9 protein-coding genes are annotated in these 15,490 nt (G+C 41.4%); 5 read left to right on the top strand and 4 right to left on the bottom strand.

Translation table 11 applies throughout. The features are described from left to right. Positions 1 to 38: 38 nt before the first annotated feature. A complete protein-coding gene (locus tag Q8G36_RS00285; protein WP_305158454.1) occupies positions 39 to 1,472 on the top strand; it encodes an alkaline phosphatase in 1,434 nt (477 codons plus the stop codon). Between the two features lie 471 nt (positions 1,473 to 1,943). Here the strand turns inward: Q8G36_RS00285 and Q8G36_RS00280 are convergent, their stop codons facing one another. From Q8G36_RS00280 to Q8G36_RS00270, 3 genes are all read right to left on the bottom strand, one after another. Then, positions 1,944 to 4,019: a SpoIID/LytB domain-containing protein gene (locus Q8G36_RS00280; RefSeq protein WP_305158453.1), complete on the bottom strand. Its 2,076-nt coding sequence runs from the start codon at positions 4,017 to 4,019 to the stop codon at positions 1,944 to 1,946. Positions 4,020 to 4,345: 326 nt separating this feature from the next. Continuing rightward, complete coding sequence (locus tag Q8G36_RS00275; protein ID WP_305158452.1) at positions 4,346 to 6,352, bottom strand: penicillin-binding transpeptidase domain-containing protein; 2,007 nt, start codon at positions 6,350 to 6,352, stop codon at positions 4,346 to 4,348. Between the two features lie 149 nt (positions 6,353 to 6,501). Next, positions 6,502 to 7,938, bottom strand: a complete 1,437-nt coding sequence (locus Q8G36_RS00270) for a hypothetical protein (protein ID WP_305158451.1) — start codon at positions 7,936 to 7,938, stop codon at positions 6,502 to 6,504. 462 nt (positions 7,939 to 8,400) lie between these two features. Between Q8G36_RS00270 and Q8G36_RS00265 the strand changes: the two genes are divergently transcribed. Next, entirely contained in the window at positions 8,401 to 8,544 is a 144-nt protein-coding gene (locus Q8G36_RS00265; RefSeq protein ID WP_305158450.1) for a hypothetical protein, read from the top strand. Between the two features lie 28 nt (positions 8,545 to 8,572). Here Q8G36_RS00265 and Q8G36_RS00260 read toward each other — a convergent pair whose 3' ends face one another. Beyond that, on the bottom strand, positions 8,573 to 8,890 hold the full coding sequence (locus Q8G36_RS00260) for a hypothetical protein (protein WP_305158449.1): 318 nt from the start codon (positions 8,888 to 8,890) through the stop codon (positions 8,573 to 8,575). A 545-nt stretch (positions 8,891 to 9,435) separates the two neighbouring features. Here Q8G36_RS00260 and Q8G36_RS00255 point away from each other — a divergent pair. The 3 genes from Q8G36_RS00255 (at position 9,436) to Q8G36_RS00245 (ending at position 15,460) form a co-directional block, all read left to right on the top strand. Then, positions 9,436 to 10,329: a helix-turn-helix domain-containing protein gene (locus Q8G36_RS00255; RefSeq protein ID WP_305158448.1), complete on the top strand. Its 894-nt coding sequence runs from the start codon at positions 9,436 to 9,438 to the stop codon at positions 10,327 to 10,329. 540 nt (positions 10,330 to 10,869) lie between these two features. Next, positions 10,870 to 12,495: a hypothetical protein gene (locus Q8G36_RS00250; RefSeq protein WP_305158447.1), complete on the top strand. Its 1,626-nt coding sequence runs from the start codon at positions 10,870 to 10,872 to the stop codon at positions 12,493 to 12,495. After that, positions 12,488 to 15,460 (top strand): DEAD/DEAH box helicase, encoded by a 2,973-nt coding sequence (locus Q8G36_RS00245; protein WP_305158446.1) that lies wholly within the window; start codon positions 12,488 to 12,490, stop codon positions 15,458 to 15,460. Before Q8G36_RS00250 ends, Q8G36_RS00245 begins: the two co-directional genes overlap by 8 nt. Positions 15,461 to 15,490 lie beyond the last annotated feature (30 nt).

Genomic DNA, 15,490 nt, shown 5'->3' with positions numbered 1-15,490 from the left:
AAATAATAGAAAGACTTTCACCCAATGGAGGATTACAGATGAATAAGACAAGCAGAAAATTCATTCTAAAACTTACACAGCCTCATCACTTTGGATTATTCGTTCTTATTATTTGCTTTATTTGCATGAGCTCCCCTATTCAAGCAGAGACAAAAAACACCCCCAAGAATGTCATATTGCTGATTGGCGACGGCATGGGGGTAGGGGCAATAGAAATTGCCCGGCAATTGGAATATGGAAAGACAGGTGTTCTCCATTTAGAAAAACTGGAGCATGTTGCTCTGATGCGCACGTATTCCGCCAATAATTACGTCACTGACTCGGCAGCAGGAGGGTCCGCAATTGCAACTGGTATAAAAACCAACAATGAATCAATCGGTGTCGATGCCAATGGTTCCGAGGTGGATAGCGTATTGGATGCGTTTCAGAACAATGGAAAAAAAGTCGGGATCATCTCAACCAATATGGTGGTCGATGCCACACCCGCTGCCTTTGGTGCAAGTGTACCTAACCGCTGGACAGGTGGCGCAAATATCGCGAGGCAGCTCTTTGAAAACCGGATCGACGTCATTCTCGGCGGAGGTGCCAGTTATTTCGAGGCGGATAAGCAGAATGGCGAAGATTTAATCGCTAAATTCAAACAAGCTGGCTATGGGATTACGACGACTAAAGAAGAACTTAGTTCCATTAATAAACGGGAAAAACTTTTAGGATTATTTAACCCTACCTATATGAATTTCAAACTGGATAAAGAAGTATTACATTCTCAAGAGCCATCCCTGCCCGAAATGACATCCAAAGCGATGGATATTTTATCCCGCGGTGATAAGGGATTCTTCTTGATGGCCGAAGGTGCTCGTATTGACCATATGGAGCATGCAGCCGATATTACTGGAATATGGAAAGAAACGATCGAATTTGACCAAACCGTGAAAGAGGTTGTAAATTGGGCAAAAAATCGAAATGATACTTTGATTGTTGTACTTGCAGACCACGAAACAATGGGGACCTCCGCTTCTGAAACAATGGATATCACTGCATTGAAAAAAATCAGGGTTTCATCCGAATATATGTCCAAACAGATTACATTCGATAAAAATAATGAAATCAATCCAGAAAGTGTCGTTTCAACATTCAAGAAGTATGCACATATATCCCTTACGCATCAGGAAGTCGATCAATTCATCGATAACGTAAGAAAGAATAGAACGCTTGTCTATCCACAGCATCAAATTGATTGGGAAATCGGAAGCACCATCGCCAGGCATCATAAGGCGGGTGTAGCTGATCGAAGCATACGGGCGGCCAGTTCCACAGGAGGGCACACAGCCAATATGATTCCCGTTTTCGCCTCGGGTCCAGGCAGTGAAGCCTTTGATGGAGTCATTGAAAATACGGATATTTCGAAAATCATCACAAAAGCCGCCGGTGTTCCGTTCACACCCGGTCAGCATAAAACAAAAGAGGAATGAATACATACATTCATTCCTCTTTTAAAATTCTATCTCATTAACTGGATTTTTTCGGTATTCATATCTATTGAGGTCCGTTAGCTCAAGTTTCGGGAAATTTTCCCGAAGTTTAAGGGTAATTACTAACGAAATTGTTCGATATCCCAGAGTTTGGTGTATTTACTCGTAAGTTTGCGGCGTTTACTCGTGAGTTTGGTGTGTTTACTCGTGAGTTTGCGCCTTTTACTCGTGAATTTGGTGCATTTACTCGTGAGTTTACGCCTTTACTCGTGAGTTTGCAGCATTTACTCGTGAGTTTGCGGCGTTTACTCGTGAGTTCGCTGCATTTACTCGTGAGTTTGCGCCTTTTACTCGTGAATTTGGTGCTTTTACTCGTGAGTTTGCGGCGTTTACTCGTACACTTGATGAAGAACCTTAATACCATTTATAAAAAAGATCAAAAAAAAGACGCCATACGTGACGTCCCACCATTCATTTTTTTACATGTTTTTTTAATACATACCCAATTTGGCTTCCCTTTTTCACTTTATACCATTCATCTTGTTGAGCCAGGATCGTTACGGCTTGGTCCCTGTATAGATTTCCGACCGTTTCAGAAGATGCATTCCTACTTTCTTTAATAGATAATTCGCTTGCTGTCACTATTCCCGTCGTCTTCCTAATCGAGACTTTCGTTGAAATGGTTTTCTGATTGTCACTCTCATCCTTTGCTGAGATTTTCACTGTAAATATCCCGTTGGACATATTTTTGAAATCCCAGGTTGCTGATTGCCTGCCTTTATTGAACTGCCTTTCAGAAAGGATGCCGACAACCTTACCTTTACTGTTCTTGATTTCCACTGTTACATTAGCGTTTTCATTAATTGTATACGTTATGTTCGCTTTCTCGGTACTGTAATCACCCGATGTGTTGACATCGGTGATTTTCGGTGCCGACGTATCTCTACTGATCTTAATCGCAGTTGTTGCCAAGCCTTCATTCCCGCCTCGGTCCATTGCTGATACTTCTGCTTTATATGTACCGTTACTTACCGCTTTTGTGTTCCAGATTGCTGAATGGGTACCCTTTTTCATGGTTTGGTTACGGACTGGGGTAGCTAAGGCTTTACCTTTACCATCTTTAATCGTGAGGGTTACCATAGCATCTTCTTTCAGGGAATATGTGATTCCAACCTCATCATTTATATGATCCGTCTTCGCTTTCATGTTTACTGAATTCGGTTCCGACTTTACGACAAGATCCGTTTTAGATTCAGCACCTGGTCCATATTCCTTTTCTATAGTTGTGTCAGGATAATAAAACCCCAAAATATCTTGATATGATTGTCCTGCTTCTGCTCTATTTTTCGCTCCAAACTGACTTAGCCCGACACCATGCCCATATCCAGACCCTTCAATAGCAATTTTGGAGTGACCGGAGGCTGAATGGTCAATCAGATAGCTTTTCATCACCTCTCGCCCCACCATACCCCTGACTTTGGAGGCTTCTACATTAGTAAGCTTAACCGTTTGCTGCAAAAGTTTTCCCCTGTCATCAACGAGATCCCTTACATAGAAATTCAGTTGGATGGAGCCTTTCGTAACACGGCCTCCCGTTTTTTCATCTGTAAATGTTAACAAGGGAATCTCCGTTATTTTAATATCTTTCTTCGCATATCCATTATTCTTCAGCCAAACCTTCAGCTTCGGCACAACCGTTTTATCTTTTTCCTCTACACTTGTCCACCATTCTTCCGGTTTGGATAAATCTATTTTTGACAGGTCGATTTGCTGCTTGTCCAGCGTTATCGCCCAATTGGTTTTCGGATCATAGAAATCTTGTTTTATAGATAAATACGCAAGAGGGTTGCCACTTGACCAAACATTTGAATTCGATTCGGTCATTCCTCCATTGCTTGAGGAAAAGAACGCTTCGATTATTTCGCCATCATGTTTGATTACCATGCCCTTTGTCTGTTCAATGGCTGAATTAGTTCGATAGTGGCCGGCAGCCCCTCCATATACTTGGTAAGAAACCGTATCATCAATTATTGTGGATTGATGGCGAAGTGCATAAGTCCGGGCGGCAATCGCCTGTGCTTTTAAGGCTTCGGCATGCCATAGTGCGGGCATCTCCAGCGGGACAACGCCCTTTAGATAATCTTCAATATAAACATGATTGATTGGCCGGATGTAACCGTCCTCCGCTGTAAATGAAAATGAGCCTTGATACGGACGGCCGTCTATGGACAATGAAGCATTGGGTTTAACTGGCATTACCTTAAAGGAAGCATAAGATCCCGTTTTCTTAAAACCTTTGTAAACGGCAAGTTCAGCCGACTCCACTTTCAAAGTCAGCTTTTCACCACCCTTGATGAATATCTCTCCCCCTGAAGTACGGTAGTCCCCGGTTGCCGTTATTTTAACGCTGGTTCTATTCCCCAAATAATTCTTCAGTTTCACTTCCATCGTTGCATTCTCTTCCGCTTCCGCTGCCGTTGCTTCATGAGAAGGAAATGCAAACAAAATGATAAAGAAAGCGATAAACAAATACTTTAAACTTCCCATTCCTTTTCATCCTCATTCCTTTTCCATTTATCTTTCTAAGATTTTGAATTAATCCTGTTCAATCCATTGGCAAAAGAAAAATAACGGCCTGGAGTGTCACTGCTGCAGAAATCATGATTTCAGGACCACATTGGAATTGCGGTTTACTTGTAGGTTACTGAACTCTCTTTTTACATTCTGTAAGTACGACTCATTATCCTTCAAGTCCAGCTTTTTTGTCGTAACAAATTGGGATCCATAACGTGTAAAAAAATAAAAGCAGGACATGGAAGAAACCATGTCCTGCTTTTCAATGGTGAATGCTTGCTGATGGGTGACTTTTTTCTTTACTTCAGATACTTCTTCAATACCGGTTTCATATGATCGACAACGACATGGCTGCCGCCTCGTCCTTTTACATCCTCCATCATCCATGCCATCAGAAGTTCCGGGTCTTCTGTGTCCATGGCAACGAACCAGCCATTTTCTGTTCCGTCAGCATTTTTGGATGCCTTGATTTCAGCAGTTCCCGTTTTGGCAGCGATTTTGATGCCAAGATCATCTATTCCATGTCCGCTTCCCTTAGGATGTTCCACTACTTGTGTCAGCAACTTGGTGACCTGATATGCTTGGTCTGCTGATATCGCATTTTCTTTCCATATTTTCTTTTCTATTTTATCTCCCGTTATTAACGAAGGTGCCAGGATGTTTCCTTCATTCAAGAAGGCTGAATAGGTCATGGCGAGATGGAGCGTGCTCATTTGGACTTGCGCTTGACCATATCCGGCATCTGCCAAGCGTCCCTCACTGTCAATCTTACCGATACTCGATGCTTTGATCGGATAATCGTAATTCAAAGACTCATCAAATCCGAATGCCTTGAGTCCATTTGTGAACTTATCCTTTCCAAGCCCCAAAGCTTTTTGGGCAAAGTAAATATTGTCTGAATAAATTAATGCCTTTTCCATATCGATTGGAACACCGGGGTCCGACACCCTTGTAATGGAATGATCTTTCCATGTCGATTTGGCCCACGTTTTCCCTTGGATATTGATCGACTCTTTCGGGTCCACACCATTTTTCAAAGCGATTGCCGCAGTGATGGCCTTAATGGTTGAACCAGGTGCAAACGTCGAACTGAAGCGGTTCAAAAGTGGTTTTCTCGGGTCTTCTTCAAGCGCTTTTTGTTCCGCTTTTGTTATCCCGAAAATATATTTATTAGGATCGAATGACGGACTTGAAACAAGTGCAAGCGTTTCGCCTGTCTTCGGATCAATTGCCGATGCCGATCCGGTTTCGTTCTTATATTGCTTGTAGATATCCTTTTGAAGCTCAGCGTCGATGGTCAAGGTAATTGTTTCTCCCTCTTCAGCAGGCTTTTCAGCAATCACTTTTTCTTCGCCATCTTCGGTTTTAATAAAGATTTTACCGCCAGGTTCACCTTTAAGCCGAGCTTCCAACACTTCCTCAAGACCTCGCTTGCCAATGACGTCACTTGCGGTATATCCTTTTCCTTTCAATTTCTCCAGATCCTCGGCCGATGCCTCACCGACATATCCAATTAGATGGGCAGTAGCCTCTTTATACGGATATATACGCTCTTCCGTATTATTGACAGATACCCCAGCAATGCTCAATAGCTTTTCCAAGGTTGCGGTATTATCATTTGACACTTTCTTGATGGGCACGAAATAGCTTGGCTTTACCCATGATTGTTTTAATTTCTGATTCACTTCGTCGGTGGACATATTGAGGATTCCAGCGACCTTTTTAACTGTTTCAGATTCGTTGGCCATTTTCTCTGGCACGATTCCCACTTCTGCTACCGTTCCATTCATGGCAAGGCCGCGTTCATTTCGATCGACAATTTCCCCGCGAATGGCTGGATACGTTTCAACCGATACCCTCTCATCGGCTTCCAATTGAGGGAATATGTAACTTTCATCCCACTTGATGTACCAATTTTCTTCCTCGCCTTCCCCTTCCTTGACAAGTGTCGCTTTATGGTCAGAGCTGACAGCACCCGCCATAGTGGACATATCAACGGTATATGAAAGGCTTACCTTTTCTCCATCTTTATGATCTTTTTCTTCTTTTGGCTGTTTATAGTCCACCCTTAATTGGTCGGCTTCTATGCCCGTATAGATTTTTTCATAACGCTTCTCAAATTCATCCGCACTGATTTCTTTCTTTGTCTCAGGTGACAGATACTCGTACATCTTCGCAAAATCCTGTTTATTCCAAAGCTTCGTGTATGCCGCAAAGCGATCTTCCGGACTTGGCTCATCCGAGCATCCGGCCAGAAACAAAACGCTCATCAACAATAAGCTGGAAACTAAAGCTAGTTTCTTCATGATTTCCTCCTAATGAATAGTTAGAATGATATACCTATAGTTTAGCAAAATATTAGGGGAATGGGGGATTTTGCATGCCGAATTTCTTCATTTTTCTATTTAACCATGTTTTTTCTAAAACAAAAGTCCTGTACATATTGTACAGGACTTTAAAGCATTCTTTTTTTTCGGCTTTTTTTCTCTTGCAGCCATTTTTTCAAGAAGAAAAAGCCCAGGATACAAGAAATGACTAGGCCGCTTGTCGTCACAATGACAGCTACCCATTCGTATAAGGTGTAATGCATATAAGCTTTCCACGGTAAATTCCCTTTCCAATCTTCAATATATAGATTCATTCCGAATATCCCGGAGACAACCGTATAAATCGTTAGTATTTGCAAGAGATAATTACTGCTTTTCCCAGACAGTTTATCCTGATTTTGATAAAGGTAGGAAAGAGTTTCCTTCACTTCTCTGTAGAGAGGCGCAATCCTGAAGGTTTCATCCGTTTTTTTGAATAGCTCTTTACCGATTGCCGTACTATTAACTTCAGTGAATAAGTACTTTGCAGAAAACTCAGTGATCATGTAAATCAGCTGTTCCGTATCCGATTGATCTTTTTCCACATCAATCTGGGAATGTTCATGAGCCAATTTAAGCAGTACGATTTTATAATAGAAGAAAAGCAACACTGTATAAAAATGCTGGCCATACATTTCGCTCGCCAGTTCCTGTTCCAGTTTACCTGTCGCTTTCGTGACACATGCGAAATGATACATGCTAGTTATATAATAGGTTTCCTTGCCCCACCTGTCATATACCCTTCCTTCATAATACTTTTCTATATAATCAGGGTTTAATGCGCCTATATATGGCACACCATCATTGTCATACCCGTTCAGCTCACTGATCCGGAATAAGTCATTTTTAGAAATTTCACGATCCTCAGGAAATGCAGTATAACTGATCACGTACATTCTTTCATCGATGAAGAAGGGCAAACTGCCAAAATATGTCGGGTCTGCTTGTTCTTCATCCATATATTCCTCAATTGGCGGCAATAGCTCATTGAAAATGAAATCCTTCACCTGTTCATACTGATTTTTCCGATAGCCTACTTTCGTTTTTTCCTCATCATCAGCAATCGGTTCGAGGATTCGGAATGTATCGCCAAAATAAAGCACATCATCATGTGCAAGCCCTTCAGGTAAAGTAACACGAAGATTCATCATGCCAATATGAAATGGGCATATGAAGATATCTATAGAGTTAATAATAAATGGGGTATTCAGATAGGGTGATTCGAAGGTACATTCAATATCCAGTTTTTTCGTGAAACGCCGTAAGCCTTCCTTCTTTTTGGCATTACCCGGAAATAAAATCGGCTCGATGTAAGGCATGAAATACTTTTCCAGTTTACGGTGCGAAACTTTATGGCCGCCGTAAAATTGATCTTGTTGTTCCATATCTTTCAGGTTCAAAAAAACGAAATTGTCCTCAAACAACTTTTCCACAAATTTTTCAATCTTATTACCTTCAAGCGTAAATGGAAAAATGTACTGCTGGAAAGTTCGCTTCGTGGGATCATTCTTTACTTTCACATCCATAAAATATATTCCTCCGATTAAACTGCGATGAACACAGGTTAATTCATCTTGTTTCTTATATTTACCCATGTATATACAAACAAAACGAAACATATTATAGAAATAAAGTGGACAAATTATCCAAAAAAAAGATCCCCCAAGCAAGTGCTCGGGGGCCATCGAAAAGAGTTCTTCAACCCTCTTCACTTTAGGGTACTAGAAACTGATGTTTCTAATGAAAATCCGATATTCGGACCATTTTAGCATTTATTTTAAGTATGATAAAACACGAAATTCCTCCATATTTGGGCTTTACCTGTTATTATCATCTTATAAATCCTTATATACACGGATTCACAGATGAAAATATAACTATAGGAATAATTATGAAATCTTTTGTTCATTAATTTATCCCTTTATCATGAAAATCATGTTTTAAATAATGAGAAATGGGTAAATAAAAAAAAGCAAAGGAGAGACATCATGAAAACCGATAGTAATAAACAACACTTTAAATTTTTTGAAAGATCAAATAACGCTAAACCAAGTGAACGGAAACAAATGAGCGATTTCATCAAAAAGAAAATGAATGCTCAAAACTCTCATTTAAATGGTAAAAACTCATGACATGTGGGATGTCATGAGTTTTTATCGTTTAAAATGCGATTTCATTTCCCTGAAGGTTGTGCTTTACACATTTCTTGATACCGATTACATTCAAGAAATGTTGAATTTTCTCCATCGAGGTTGCCTGATATTCATCTACAATGGAAAACTCTTTAAGATAAGCGATTTTTTCTTGTACATCTGTATCTATATGATCTTGGCTGTATTCTTTTTCATCTGATTTTTGGCATGTGTACACCACAGCTTCACCAATTTTCCTGGTTGCCTTATCAAAATAAAAAGAAAACACAATGGCACATTCATCATCGTAAAAAGAGGGTTGAACTTTCATATTAATATCAATCATTAACTTTACACCTCTCTCCGTTTTGTTATTTACACTATAACAAAATCATTAAAAGGAAATAGGCGTTACAAACTACGCTTACGTTTCTTCCCCACCTACCAAATGGACCTTACACTCCCATTTCATGGATAATTATAACTATAGGAATATGCGCAAAAGAATAATCATTTTAATGAAAATAAAAAAACATCTTCAATTGAAGATGCTTGAATGATTGATAGAGAAGCTTCAATACTTATTTATATAAACCTGGAAGTTCTGCGTAAAGGCCTGGTAATTCGCTTGGGACAATAACAAAAGCAGCGATGATAAGAAAAGATACGACTAATGCTTTAGTACTTTTTTTCATAGGTCATTCCTCCTTTTCTTTTAAAAAAATATTGGTTAAAATAGAAAATAATTCTATAGTTATATTTAACCACAATTCTTAAAACCATATATTTCGACTAAAGAATCTATTTAAACCGTTCAGGACCTGTACATACCGCTTTCACCGATTTTTCATAACAAAATATAACTCTAGGCATATTTTAAGGAGAATCAAAATGGATTTTTTTGCAGTTGGACAAAAGATCAAAGAGCTACGTAAACAAATCGGGCTTTCCCAGGAAGAGTTGGCATCCGGTATTTGTACTCAAGCACAGATCAGTAAGATTGAAAAGGGCGATGTCTATCCATATGCATCCACTCTCTACTTAATATCCCAACGTTTAGGCGTTGATGTAAACTATTTTTTCGATATTGGAATGACCCCTAGGCTGGATTACGTGGAAGAAGTGATATATCAATTAAAAATAGCCAGAAGAACCCGAAATTATGAGGAAATGCAGCAAATTGTAAAGGCTGAGGAAAACAGTCCCCTCTTTCTTCAGAATAAAAAGAATCATCAGTTGATTCTTTGGCACAAGGGAATATACGAATATGAAAAAAATAAAGATTTAGATAAAGCCATAGAATTCATCAATCGGGCCATCGCCATTACTCATACGACCGATAAAATTTATTCTGAACGGGAGCTTGAAATCTTAAGCAGTCTTGGCGTAATGTATGTTGCCGAAGAACAGTACGAAAATGCATTCGCCTTGTTAAGGAAAGCTTTAGATCACTTGAAAGCCCTGCCCTTTTTGACGGATAAAACACTAAAGACCCGCCTATCCTATAATTTTGGCAGAGTGTTAACACGCCTGGGCCGATACGAAGAGTCCATTACCTGCTGCCAAGATGCCATTAAGTGGTGCCTCGAACATGATCAATTATATGCTTTAGCGGATTTACATTACCATTTAGGTTACAATTTTGAACTCGTGGGTAACTTTGAAGAAGCAAAAGAGTACTTGGAAAAGTCAGCGTTTCTATTCAATTTACAAAATAATCATACCTTTGTTACATTCATCAATAAAAAGTTGGACAGTTGGAAGAACGAAATGAAAATAAACTAATTCTATATTTTATAGCCATTCCCACGGGAATGGCTCTTCCCATTCACCAGGAATATGTATAATCTCACACTCATCATTTTCAAAACCACCATTCTACATTTTAAATTCCAAGTCAAAATGAAGTATAATAAAGAGATGCTTCAAAAAACGGACTTTTAAAAGGTTCCGGCCCCTCATCACTTAGTTTTGTGAAGCGTAATGAGGATGAAGGATTTCAGGCATGTTAACGTGATTGCCAGTTATTCCTGTTTATATCCGAACCGCTTATATTCAAGGGGATTTTTGACGATATTGACTTTTACAGGGTTTTTATGAATATACGGCCAGAATCTGTGATGGGTTGTTCGATTATATGGATTGGAACGTAAAGAAAACGGCCATAGTCCAGCATTCGATCTCGGGATGTCATATATATGCCGTGCCCAGAATGTAAATCCTCGGTAACCCGAGGCGGTATACGATAAGTTAAAGTACTAATGGTTCTTGATCATACAAAAATATATTTTTGGTAAACAGGGCTTGTCCCTGAAGGAGGAGAGTATGGAGCGGGAGTTGTTGTTAGTTGGGGAGCGGCTGGCGGAATTTTTGGAGGCCGGGGATCCTGAAGATTCGGATGTGGTGAATCAAGGGCTCCAGTTATACCGTCAGGGGCTCGTTGATATTAAAGAAGAAGCGGTGGATACGATTGCGGCTGAGGTACAGGATGAGACACGCTTTAAGGCCAGGCTGAATCTCCTCTTCCCTCAGGATGGAAGCTGTACATGTGATTCAAGGTTCATTTGCCGGCATCAAATGGCCGTTTTCTTTTCTGCATATTCTGAACACGCTAGTGTTTCCGAATGGCTGAGCGAATGGAAAGCACCAAAAAACACCTCACCCGCCCAAGCACTGCAGCAGGTGAAACGGGCAAGTGAATTACTTAAACAGGAGGCAGGGAAATCCATCATCTTAGATAAAAGCTATCCATCATGGAAGCAATTCGTCAATGATGCCTTTGCGGAACATGTCGAGCCTCATATAGGCGAGGCTACTTATATGATTGAAAATCATATACAAACTTACTTTAAACGCCTTAGCTCAAAAGCTCCAATGGAAAGGGAATGGAAATTGCTTTATCATTTCGTTACGCAATTTTGCACAATGCAGCAGACACTGAGAATGATTCAGCTGCATAAAAGTGAAACGCAAACGATCAGGGTCTTTTATGCACTTGCCATCGACCTGGCAGAAGAGCTGCATGAAACGGTACAGCCGCTCAGCAGGCAAGCAAGGCCCTTCGCCTTTGATCCCTTCGTTTTCAGCATCAAGGAAGATGTAGCTAAACTTCTGGATGGAGGAGAAGGCCTGGAATACGAAAAGATCGACCTCTACCGGGAGATATGGAGCTACTTATTCTCCAACTCCTCATGGCGTAAAGAGGAACTGGAACGAATCAATAAAGAACTTCCCGAGAAGTATATGGGCACCACTGAGAGGACGTCCTATTCCCTCGCAGCCATTCACCTATCCCTTTTGGATAACCATGATAAACAAGCGATTAAGCTTCTTCATGAATTGAAGAAGGAAGCCTGTCCATACATTTTTTATTGGCTGAATCTCCTGGCTGAATCCGAAAACCGGTCACGGGCCATTCCTTTCATTGAATTCATCAATAATAATGTCCAGGAGTTCCTTGCCGGTTTATCCGATTATTATAAACGGGTGGATTTCGTCCGGACCTTTACGACTTTAATTAACAGTTGCTGTTATAAATTAAAACGGACCGATTTGCTTGAGAAATTTTACAGGGCCACCCTTCCGCACAGCTATTGGAACTATGCAAATTTCCTTTTTGAACAAGGACAATATAAAAAATGGGTGGAGATGCATATTTACTCAGAAATCAGCATTGACTTAATCAGCAGTGAATCCATCAAAGAAGTGGTCTCAAAAGAACCGGAACTAATCCTGCCCCTCTATTATCATGCGGTCCAGGAAAAAGTTTCTTTGAAAAATCGGCCTGCTTATAAGCAAGCTGTCCGTTATTTGAAAAGGATGCGCACCATCTATAAAAAGAGCAAAAAGGAAGACGTATTCGAACGTTATATACTTTATGTAGCAGATTCAACCAAACGGCTTCGCGCTTTCCAAGAAGAACTAAAAAGGGGTAAGCTTATCGATGTTTAATCCAGGAAAATTAAAAATCAAAATAGCGGCTCTCGAAAACGGAACTTACGCCCTTGGTGTCGTCAATGAAGAGAATACCTTCCTCACTACGAATTATATACGCAGGCTGTTATTCAACTGGGATGACGCAAGCTTTTATGGTACTAAAATGACTACGGATATAGTGGATGGAAATCAAGTATTCATTCTTGACGCTTGGGGGCTTCTCAACTTTTTTGCGAGGGAAAGCTTTAACTCCTTCATAGAATGGGAATGGTCCGAGATATCCTCCCTTTGCCTGTCAGCAGCTCCCGTTCTTCATGAATCCATTGAAGCTGGAATCCCCGTACCGGATTTCACTAATCTTCAGTTGGACTCCATCGGCTGGAAGCTGCCGGAAGAAGTGGAAGAGGAATTCGTCCCTTCCTTTTGGGAAGAAGAAATATCTTTGGATCTCCCTTCACCTGAACTGGAAACAAACCGTACATTTATCGAAAAGTGGTATAACGGTGCCGCTAATATGTATTTAAAAAACTATTCACCCATGCAGCATAAATGGAGTGAAGCCGTCGGGGCATTAAAGGATACACGACTCTCTCCCGAAGAATTGCAGGCCTTTTTTGACAAAGACAGCTGGCAGGAATGGCTCGGTACCCTACCCGATCCCAAACCATTCACTATAGGTCTCCGTTTAACTGAGCCTCCTGATGGCAATGGGCCTTGGATACTCGATGTTACCCTTCGTTCCAAAAGGGATGAGAATATCATTGAAACATATACAGGAAAAAAACTGCCGCGCGGCTGGAATAAGTATGCAAGTGAAGTGGTGCGTGCTACGAAACGCTGGCAACTCGTTGTGCCTTGGCTTGGGGAGAATGGCCGTCTGAAAAGGGAGCTTTCCGAAACTGATGCATGGGAGTTCTTGACCGACGCAAGCGAAAAGCTCCTGTTTCTTGGCGTCGAAATTCTCCTTCCATCGTGGTGGCTTGCCTTGAAGGAGTCCTCATTGAAGGTCAAGGCGAAAGTGAAGAGCCAATCGAGCCGCGGTCCGTCTTATGTCGGGTTAAAAGCTTTAATGGACTTTGATTGGCGGTTCTCATTAAATGGCAAAGAGCTCACTGAGGCGGAGTTCGAGGAGCTCGTCAATGAAAAAAGGCGGCTTGTCTTCATCCGCGGCCAATGGGTCAAGCTTGACCCAGCTTTCATTAAACAAATTCAGGAGCTGATGGAAACAGCTAATGAAAAAGGCATCCAACTGACTGACTTGCTGCAGCAGGAACTGTTGAATGGCATAAATGAAGATGGCGATAACGATTCTGAAAACGACGAAATGCTCAGGATTCAATTTGAATTGAACCAGGAGCTTCGTAAAATGGTGGGAAGACTCCGGGAAACCAAAAACATATCCATCCTGCCCGTCCCTAATGCACTTCAAGGTGATTTACGCCCCTATCAAAAACTTGGCATGAGCTGGCTCCTTTTTTTAAGGGAGCATGGTTTTGGTGCTTGTCTAGCCGACGATATGGGACTTGGAAAAACCGTCCAGATGATTGCCTACCTACTTCATGTGAAAGGCAAAGAAGGAGCCGGTAAAGAGCTGCCCACCGCCCCCAGGGACGAACAAAAGAGAGAACCGATCATCGTCGAAGAGGATAGTAGCGCAGAGAGCAGTGATGAGGCTGAGGTCATTACCACTGCCCCTGAATCCGTCTCTGTACAATCGGCGCTCATCGTCTGCCCGACATCGGTGCTTGGCAACTGGCAAAAGGAATTGGAAAAATTCGCACCATCACTTAAAGTTCACCTTCACTACGGATCGAATCGTGCTAAAGGTGAAACATTTACTAAACTGGCAGCCGATCATGATATTGTCTTAACATCATATGGACTGACTCACCAAGATGTGGCTGAACTGGCCTCCATCCATTGGAGCAGCGTTATCCTTGATGAAGCACAAAACATCAAGAATGCCCAAACGAAGCAATCCAAAGCGGTCCGCAAGCTAAATGGCAGACATCATATCGCCTTATCGGGTACGCCGATGGAAAACCGTTTAAGTGAGCTATGGGCGATTTTCGACTTCATCAATAAAGGTTATCTCGGAACGCTAGGTCAGTTTCAGGAAAAGTATGTGGCGACCATTGAGCGTGATGAACAGAAGGGTAAAATCAAGGAATTGCAGCGTTTGATACAGCCATTTTTACTTCGCCGTACAAAACGCGATAAAGAAGTCGCTCTTAATCTTCCGGATAAGCAAGAACAAAAGGAATTCGTACCGCTTACCACTGAGCAAGCATCGTTGTATGAACAACTGATAAAAGATACATTCACTGATATCGAACAACTGTCTGCCTTTGAAAGAAAAGGCATCATCCTTCAGATGCTGAATAAGCTCAAGCAACTTTGCAATCATCCAGCTCTTTACTTAAAAGAGACGGAAAAGGAAAACATCATGAAGGCGCCTACCCGATCAGGCAAACTAGAGAAGCTGACCGAGCTTATCGATGCTGTCCGCGAACAGGATGAAAGCTGTCTCATTTTCACACAATATATCGGGATGGGCAATATGATTAAAGAATTGCTGGAAAAACGATATGGCTTTGAAGTGCCGTTCCTGAACGGGAGTGCGAACAAGAAGCAGCGTGATGAAATGATCACCCGATTCCAAGATGGGGAATTCCCCATCTTCATACTCTCGTTGAAAGCAGGCGGCACTGGTCTTAATCTTACGGAAGCAAACCACGTGATTCACTATGATCGCTGGTGGAACCCAGCTGTTGAAAATCAAGCCACCGACCGTGCTTACCGAATTGGGCAACAGCGTTTCGTTCACGTTCATAAGCTAATCTGCACAGGGACCCTGGAAGAAAAAATCGACCAGATGCTTGATAAAAAGCAAGCCCTGAACGACGAGATCATCAGCAGTGACAACTGGATCACCGAACTTTCCACAGAAGAAATCAAGGACTTGGTTGCTCTTCAATAAACCGCTCTCACGATATGAAGATGAATGAGG

This window comes from Peribacillus frigoritolerans (genome assembly GCF_030676415.1).
Taxonomy (GTDB): domain Bacteria; phylum Bacillota; class Bacilli; order Bacillales; family DSM-1321; genus Peribacillus; species Peribacillus frigoritolerans_A.
The sequence above is the reverse complement of the archived record's forward strand: the minus strand, read 5'-3'. Positions and strand labels throughout refer to the sequence as shown.